8 protein-coding genes are annotated in these 8,151 nt (G+C 64.6%); 4 read left to right on the forward strand and 4 right to left on the reverse strand.

Annotation, left to right across the window (positions count from 1 at the left end):
- Positions 1 to 123 precede the first annotated feature (123 nt).
- Positions 124 to 1,101 (reverse strand): magnesium transporter CorA family protein, encoded by a 978-nt coding sequence (locus tag KGM94_RS21120; RefSeq protein ID WP_300263747.1) that lies wholly within the window; start codon positions 1,099 to 1,101, stop codon positions 124 to 126.
- A 333-nt stretch (positions 1,102 to 1,434) separates the two neighbouring features.
- On the opposite strand from KGM94_RS21120, the gene KGM94_RS21125 reads away from it, so the two are divergent.
- Positions 1,435 to 2,127, forward strand: a complete 693-nt coding sequence (locus tag KGM94_RS21125) for a L,D-transpeptidase (protein ID WP_300263749.1) — start codon at positions 1,435 to 1,437, stop codon at positions 2,125 to 2,127.
- A 46-nt stretch (positions 2,128 to 2,173) separates the two neighbouring features.
- Here the strand turns inward: KGM94_RS21125 and KGM94_RS21130 are convergent, their stop codons facing one another.
- Entirely contained in the window at positions 2,174 to 3,250 is a 1,077-nt protein-coding gene (locus tag KGM94_RS21130; protein ID WP_300263752.1) for an extensin family protein, read from the reverse strand.
- Positions 3,251 to 3,317: 67 nt separating this feature from the next.
- Between KGM94_RS21130 and KGM94_RS21135 the strand changes: the two genes are divergently transcribed.
- Positions 3,318 to 4,946, forward strand: coding sequence for a fatty-acid--CoA ligase (locus KGM94_RS21135; protein ID WP_300263754.1), 1,629 nt, complete (start codon positions 3,318 to 3,320; stop codon positions 4,944 to 4,946).
- 64 nt (positions 4,947 to 5,010) lie between these two features.
- On the opposite strand, the gene KGM94_RS21140 is transcribed toward KGM94_RS21135, so the two are convergent.
- Positions 5,011 to 5,211 (reverse strand): hypothetical protein, encoded by a 201-nt coding sequence (locus tag KGM94_RS21140; protein ID WP_300263762.1) that lies wholly within the window; start codon positions 5,209 to 5,211, stop codon positions 5,011 to 5,013.
- Between KGM94_RS21140 and KGM94_RS21145 the strand changes: the two genes are divergently transcribed.
- Both KGM94_RS21145 and KGM94_RS21150 read left to right on the forward strand, forming a co-directional pair.
- Positions 5,114 to 6,316: an ABC transporter substrate-binding protein gene (locus KGM94_RS21145; RefSeq protein ID WP_300263757.1), complete on the forward strand. Its 1,203-nt coding sequence runs from the start codon at positions 5,114 to 5,116 to the stop codon at positions 6,314 to 6,316. The genes KGM94_RS21140 and KGM94_RS21145 overlap by 98 nt on opposite strands.
- A 237-nt stretch (positions 6,317 to 6,553) precedes the next feature.
- Complete coding sequence (locus KGM94_RS21150) at positions 6,554 to 7,408, forward strand: DUF1499 domain-containing protein (protein ID WP_300263761.1); 855 nt, start codon at positions 6,554 to 6,556, stop codon at positions 7,406 to 7,408.
- 57 nt (positions 7,409 to 7,465) lie between these two features.
- On the opposite strand, the gene KGM94_RS21155 is transcribed toward KGM94_RS21150, so the two are convergent.
- The coding region (locus KGM94_RS21155) for an MBL fold metallo-hydrolase (RefSeq protein WP_300263759.1) at positions 7,466 to 8,151 on the reverse strand (686 nt) is incomplete at its 5' end.

Consider the following 8,151-nt stretch of genomic DNA (forward strand, 5'->3'; position numbering starts at 1 on the left):
CAAATTTTAGCTGAGGAATTGGGGCCGGGAACGCAACGCCGGAGAAGGCGGATTCAGGCGAGCGGCGCAAGCCGGCGTTCACCTTCTCGACGCGATCGGCGCAAGGGATCGGTAGCCATCTTGCTAAAGCCATTTCTTCAGCTTGAAGAGATAGTAGGGCACGATGGCGGCAGCCAGCATCATCAGGAGCGCCATCGGGTAGCCGTGCACCCATTCGAGTTCCGGCATCACTTTGAAGTTCATGCCGTAGATCGAGGCGATCAGCGTCGGCGGCATCAACACGACGGCCATGACCGAGAACAGCTTGATGATGTTGTTCTGCTCGAGATTGACGACACCGAGCATGGCGTCGAGTACGAAGGTGATCTTGTTGGAGAGATAGGAGGCGTGGTCGGTCAGCGAGCCGACGTCGCGCTGCATGGTCTTGAGCTGCTCGCGCATGTCCTTCGACCATTTGACCCCCTCCACCACCGCCGAGAGGAAGGTGACGATACGGCCGATCGAGACGAGACTCTCCCGGACCTTGGAGGTCAGGTCGCCCTTGCGGCCGATCGCGATCAGGATCTGGGAATATCGCTTGGCGTGGCCGTGACGCTCGCTCTCCGGCTCGAAGATGTCGTGCGAGACTTGGTCGACCTCGGCGCCGCAGCGCTCCAGGATGTCGGCGCAGCGGTCGATCACGGCATCGAGCAGCTCCATCAGCACCATCTCGCCGCTGATGGCCGGTGCGCAGGAACGGGCGAGCTTGGCCTCGACCAGTGCGAACGGCTTGGGCTGGTCGTAGCGCACCGTCACCAGGCGATGATCGCCGAGGATGAAGGTCACCGCCGTGGTCCGGGGCATGTCGGTGTCGGAGTGGCACATCAGCGTCGCCGTCATGTAGCGGGCGCCGTTCTCGATGTAGAGCCGGCTGGAGATCTCGATCTCCTGCATGTCTTCGCGGGTCGGGATCGCGATGCCCGCCAGCCGTTCGACCGCCTTGTCCTCCCCGGCGGTCGGGTTGACCAGGTCGATCCAGACCGCATTGTCCGGAAGCGCCGAAAGATCGTCGACCACAGCCTTCCTGAGGGAGGCGCCGGAGGGAACAAACACCGAAAACATGAACAACTCCAGCAGGGGGTCGGTGCGGCTTAGCGCGATTCTGACGAGTTCATGATGACAACCACATTAACGCCCGTTCGCATTTGTGGCCGTCCCGTGGCGCGAACGTGGCACGGATTCGGCCATTCGGCATCCCCTGCCCGGAAATCGGCCCGAGATCTCAAACCTTGCGGCAAAAAAGCCACAGCCGGGGTCTCGCAGCGCGGGATAAGGTCCTAAACGCTGGAATTGTGGCAGATTTCGACGATAATGAAATTAATGGAATCGTGGAAATCGGGCGCCGAGCTCGATGCCTGCGGAACGGTTGTTTCGATCTTGTTTTGGAACCAGGCCATGTCGTCGCTGAAGGTAAAGTTTGGGATTCTGGCTGCCGGCCTGATGCTGTCGGGCTGCATGCAGGCCACGCAATTCGAGGCGACCAACACGCAAAGCTTCAAGCCGCGCGACAAGGAATATCTGGCCAAGACGACCTACGTGAAGACGCCGGTCGCAGAGCCGTTCCGCCGTGCCATCGTCGAGTATCACCGCAAGGAAGCGCCGGGCTCGATCGTGGTCGATTCCGACAACCACTACCTCTATTACGTGATGGATGGCGGCAAGGCGATCCGTTACGGCATCACCGTCGGCGAAGAGGCCATGGCCTGGTCGGGCATCGCCAAGATCGGCAGCATGACCGAATGGCCGGCCTGGCATCCGACCCCCGGCGAAATCTCGCGCCTGGGCGTGCCGACCTTCGTGGCGCCCGGCCCCGACAATCCAATGGGCTCGCGCGCGATGTATCTCTATTCGGGCGGCAAGGACACGCTGTTCCGCATCCACGGCACCAACCAGCCGGAATATATCGGCGCCTCGATCTCGTCGGGCTGTATCCGCCTGACCAACGAGGACGCGATCGATCTCTACAACCGCGTCAAGGTCGGCACCATCGTGGTGGTGCTCGAGCCGAAGCATGGCGACTCCCCGTACAACTCGCGGATCGCGCTGCAGGGCGGCGCCGCCGGTAACGGTCAGGCCGGCGGCATCTGACGCCTTCGTCCACGAACTCCTGCAGGAATTCTTGAAGGCGCCGGTTTTACCGGCGCTTTCTTGTTGGCGGCATCCGCGCGGGCTTGGCCTCGTCGGATTCAGCGGCGGACTTCTCCGCCGGCGCGTCCGCGTCTTTCTTCGTGGTCTCCGATTGGGCCGCGACCTCGCGTGGCGGGGCGTCCTCGGGCCGCTCGGCCGGCAGCATAGGGGCAACGTGCGGCAGCGGATCCCAGACGTTCCACTGGCAGATCCGGTAGCCGTTGCGCCGCTGTGCCAGGTCGAGATGGATGTGATCCTCGTGATACCAGTCCGACCCCGGCCCAAGCACGGTGGTGAATCGCGCGCAGACCGATTGCAGCACGCGCTCGCGCACCTCGCGCGGCACGGTGCGATCTGTCAGGCCGATTGATTGCCCGTTGGCGAGCCCGACCGCGCGGACGTCGAGCGCGTTGGCGCGGCCGTGCTCGGACAGCAAGGCGCCGGCGACGCGGTTGCGGCCGCGGCACTCGAAGGAATCGAAATTGTCGAGATCGCTGACGGTCGAGCCGAGTTGCGAGGCCAGCGGCGCCATGTCGGAGCGCACCCAGTCCGCAATTGCGGCCGCCATGCTGCAGCGGAGAACGGCCGCCGGCTTGACCGCGACCTTGCGCCTGTCCGGCAGCACGACCGCCTCCAGCCGCACCAGGTCCTCGCCGCCGCAACCGCCGGGGCCGCTGATGTCGGGAATGCTGGGTGCAATCGCGACCTCCTCGGTCAGCGCCAGCCGGCAGGCCGAGGCGGGACGCTCGGCAGGCGTGGCCTGATCCGTCGGCTTGTCGGAGGCGGTCTTGTTCGTGGTCGGCGGCTCTGTTCCCGGCTTCCCGGAGACCGGCTTTTCGGTCACTATTTTGGCCGCTTCCGGAGGGCGCGGCCGCGGCAGGGGAATCCGGGTCGCGTGAACGTTGCCGCGCAGCCTGGGCGGGCCGTCGGCGAACAGATCGAGCGGTGGGAAATATTTCCGCGCGGCCGCGGGCTCCGCGAGCGCCAGCAACAGCCCGGCCGCGGCGGTAACCATTGCGGCGCCCACGGACATAAAGCCGCGACAAGACCATTTGCGGCGATGGTTCCGCAGGCTAAAATTCATCGCAATTCTTGGCCCCAGCGCTGAGGGCGGTCACACGTCCAGCGAACACACTCGGAGGAACGTCGGAATGCTTGGTTTGATGCAAGATTGGCCCCTGCTCTGCCACCGGATCATCGAACACGCCGCGAAGATTCATGGCAAGCAGGAGGTGGTCACGCGGTCGGTCGAAGGGCCGATCCATCGCACCAACTACGCCGAAATCCACGGCCGTGCGCTCAAGGTCTCGCAGATGCTGGAGCGCGACGGCATCAAGTTCGGCGACCGCGTCGCGACCATTGCCTGGAACACCTGGCGCCATCTCGAGGTCTGGTACGGCATCATGGGCATCGGCGCCGTCTGCCATACCGTCAATCCCCGCCTCTTCCCCGAGCAGATCGCCTGGATCGTCAACCATGCCCAGGACCGCATCGTGATGACCGACATCACCTTCGTGCCGATCCTGGAGAAGCTCGCCGACAAGCTGCCGAGCGTCGAGCGCTACGTCGTACTCACCGACAAGGCGCACATGCCGGAGACCAAGCTCAAGAACGCGGTCGCCTATGAGGACTGGATCGCGCAGGCGGACGGCAAGTTCAAGTGGAAGACCTTCGACGAGAACACCGCCGCCGCGATGTGCTACACCTCGGGCACGACCGGCGACCCCAAGGGCGTGTTGTATTCGCATCGCTCCAACGTGCTGCACGCCCTGATGGCCAACAATGTCGACGCACTCGGCACCAGCGCCTCGGAGACAATGCTGCCGGTGGTTCCCTTGTTCCACGCCAACAGCTGGGGCATCGCCTTCTCGGCGCCCTCGCAGGGCACCAAGCTGGTAATGCCCGGCGCCAAGCTCGACGGCGCTTCGGTCTACGAACTGCTCTCGACCGAGAAGGTGACGCATACCGCCGGCGTGCCGACGGTGTGGCTGATGCTGCTGCAGCACATGGCCGCCAACAATCTCAAGCTGCCCGACCTCCGCATGGTGGTGTGCGGCGGCTCGGCCATGCCGCGCTCCATGATCAAGTCCTTCGTCGACATGGGCGTGGGCGTGCGTCACGCCTGGGGCATGACCGAGATGAGTCCGATCGGCACGGTGGCCGCACTGAAGCCGCCATTCTCCGGCCTGACCGGCGACGCCCGGCTCGACGTGCTGCAGACCCAGGGCTATCCGCCCTTCGGCGTGCAGATGAAGATCACCGACGACAGCGGCAAGGAGCTGCCCTGGGACGGCAAGACGTTCGGCCGCCTGAAGGTGTCCGGTCCCGCGGTCGCCAAGGGCTATTTCCGACTCGACACCAACATCCTCGATGACGAGGGCTTCTTCGACACCGGCGATGTCTCCACCGTCGACCAGGACGGCTACATGCGGATCACCGACCGCTCCAAGGACGTGATCAAGTCCGGCGGCGAGTGGATTTCCTCGATCGACCTCGAGAACCTCGCGATCGGCCATCCCGCGGTGGCGGAAGCGGCCGTGATCGGCGTGTTCCACCCCAAATGGGACGAGCGCCCGCTGCTGATCGTGCAGCTCAAGCAGGGCCAGAGCGCGACGCGGGAGGATATCCTGAAGTTCATGGACGGCAAGATCGCGAAGTGGTGGATGCCCGACGACGTCGCTTTCGTCGAGGGCATCCCGCACACCGCGACCGGCAAGATCCTGAAGACGGCGCTGCGCGACCAGTTCAAGGACTACCGCTTCCCGAACGCGGCGGCTTGAGCTTCAACACCGTAAGCGCTCGAGAGTCTCGATCCGGCTCCTGCATCAAGCAGGGGCCGGATTTTCATTTGGCGATCGCGACAGCGACGAAAGACCAATAGGAAGCTGCGCGGAGGCTCCCTAACTTCCCGCCGCACTTCCAGAAGAGAAGCAGAGGAACGCCGAGGATGAAATCTATCGTAATACGAACCATTCCCTGGTTGATTGCCGCGTCGATGGCCACGGCGGCCCAGGCCGCCGATAACAAAGTGGTGATCGGGGACATCGACGACATGTCCGGCCTCTATGCCGACGTGATCGGGCCCGGAGGCGTCGAGGCCGCGAAGATGGCAATCGACGATTTCGGCGGCAGCGTCCTCGGCAACAAGATCGAGTTCATGGTCACCGACCACCAGAACAAGCCGGACGTGGGAGCGCAGAAGTTTCGTGAATGGGCCGACCGTGACGGCGTCACGATGGTCCTCGGCGGATCGAACACCGGCGTCAACCTCGCGATGGCCAACGTGGCCAAGGAAAAGAAGATTCCCTTCATCGCGATCGGCGCGGCCGGCGCCTCGCTCACCGGCAAGGACTGCACGCCCTACACGGTGCACTACGCCTACGACACCACCGCGCTCGGCAACGGCACCGCCAAGACGATGGTGAAGCAGGGTGGCAAGACCTGGTTCTTCCTCACCGCCGACTACGCCTTCGGCACCCAGTTGCAGGAAGCCGCCTCCAAGGTCGTCGAGGCCAACGGGGGCAAGGTCGTCGGCGCCGTGCGCGTGCCGCTGTCGACCTCGGACTTCTCGAGCTACCTGCTGCAGGCCCAGAATTCCGGCGCGCAGGTGCTGGGGCTTGCCAATGCAGGAAACGACTTCACCAACTCGATCAAGGCGGCCGACGAGTTCGGCATCGCCAAGACGATGAAGCCCGCGGCCTTGCTCGCCTTCATCAGCGACATCCACAGCCTGGGCCTGAAGGCGGCGCAGGGCCTCTATCTCACCACCGGCTGGTACTGGGATCTCAACGACAAGACCCGCGCCTTCGCCAAGCGCTATTACGAGAAGACCAAGCGCGAACCGACCATGAACCAGGCCGCCTATTATTCGGCGACCATCACCTATCTCAACGCGGTCAAGGCGGTGGGCTCGACGGATGCCGACAAGGTGATGGCACAGCTCCGCAAGATGAAGATCGACGACATGTTCACCAGCAACGGCAAGATTCGCGCTGACGGGCTGATGGAGCACGAGATGTACATCATGCAGGTGAAGAAGCCCGAGGAATCCAAATATCCGTGGGACTACTACCGCCTGGTCCAGACCATGTCCGGCGAGGAGGCGTTCGGAAAGCTCTCCGATTCGGCCTGCCCGCTGGTCACGCACTGACCGGCAGGCCGTAGCGCGACGACCAAAAAGGGGCGTGCCTTGCCGGCGCGCTCCTTTCGTTGGAGGGCTCGAAGACAGCCTTGCGGCTCGATCCGCCACGCCTTGGGCCTGAAGCGCCCCTGCCGGGAGCCCGCCGGGATAAACCGCTTCACAGTTCTGCGGAAAATGCGCTAGGTCAGCTTCATCCCGTCGCCGGAAACGAGGTCCGTCAGGGCGACCGAAACGGTGATCAGCACTATGGCCCGCAGATTTTCCGCTCCCTACCAGTCCGAGCCCGTGTCCAGCCTCGCTACCTGGGCGCGCAATCTGGCGGTATTCGCGGTGGTGGCGGTCATCGTCTCGATCATCATCGTCCGTTTCGGCTTCCTGGAGATCAAGCCGGCGCTCGCGACCTTCCTCGGCGGGCTGGCGATCGCCGGTCTCTCCATCCTGTTCGGGCTCGCGGGCTTCGCCGCGATCTGGCAGAACGGCTCACGCGGCATGGCGCGGATCCTGCTCGCCTTCCTGATCGACGCCATCGTGCTCGCCTATCCCGCCTATCTCGGACTGCAATACCGCAGCCTGCCGCAGATCCACGACATCACCACCGATCCGATCGACCCCCCGCGCTTCGAGGCGCTGGCTCGCTTGCGCACCGGCGACGGCGCCAACCCGGCCGTCTATGCCGGCCTCTATTCGGCCGAGCAGCAGCGGCAGTTCTATCCCGACATCGAGCCGGTCGAACTCGAAATCCCGGTCGACCGCGCCTATGCGCTGGCGCTGCAGATCGTCCACAAGCGCAAATGGCTGGTCATCGACGAGCGCGCGCCGCAGCCGCAGCGCCGCGTCGGCCGCATCGAGGCGGTGGCGCGGACCCCGATCATGGGATTCCGTGAGGACGTTTCGATCAGGGTTGCGGCGGAAGGCGAGGATTCCCGCGTCGACATCCGCTCCGCCTCGCGCTATTTCGACAGCGACCTCGGCAGCAACGCCGCGCGCGTCAGCAAGTTCATCGACGAGCTCAACACCGTCGCCGACGCCGATGCGCTCAAGCCGGTGAAGAAGACGCCGGTGGCGCCGGCCAAGCCGGCGGCGAGGACGGTGAAGAAGTGAAGGCAGCGAATGGCGAGTAGCGAATGGAAGGCTGCCTTCCCTATTCGCCATTCGCCCTCACGCCATCCGATACGTCCCCGTGATCACGGGATCGCCATTCGTCGCCACCACGCCGCGCGCGACGAGGTCCTCCAGATGCGCCAGCACGGAATAGCCGGCCGCAGTGGTCAGCCTCGGGTCGATGCCGATATAGATCGCCCGCACCATGGTCGGAATGTCGGCCTCGCCCTTGGCGAGGCGGTGCAGGATCGAGGCCTCGCGCGCCTTGCGATGCCGGATCAGGAAGCGCACATAGCGCGGCCCTTCCGGAATCTCGCCGCCGTGGCCCGAGAAATACAGATCCTCCTCGCGCGCCGCCAGCCGCTCGAGCGAGTCCATATAGTCGATCATCGAGCCGTCCGGCGGGGCCACGATCGAGGTCGACCAGCCCATCACGTGGTCGCCGACGAAGGAGAATTTTCGCTCGGGCCAGGCGAAAACGAGGTGGTTGGCGGTGTGGCCGGGCGTCGCCACGGCCTCCAGCCGCCAGCCGGCGCCCTCGATCATCGCGCCATGGCCAACCGCCACATCGGGCGCAAACTCGCGATCGGCGCCGGATTCAGGATTGTGCTTCTCGCTCTCGAAGCGCGGGCGCGAGGCGCGGTGCGGCCCCTCGGCGTAGACCGTCGCCCCCGTCGCCTGCTTGATCCGAGGTGTGTTGGGCGAATGGTCGCGATGGGTGTGGGTGACCAGGATGTGCGTCA

The organism is Bradyrhizobium sp., assembly GCF_028868675.1.
In the GTDB taxonomy this organism is placed as follows: domain Bacteria; phylum Pseudomonadota; class Alphaproteobacteria; order Rhizobiales; family Xanthobacteraceae; genus Bradyrhizobium.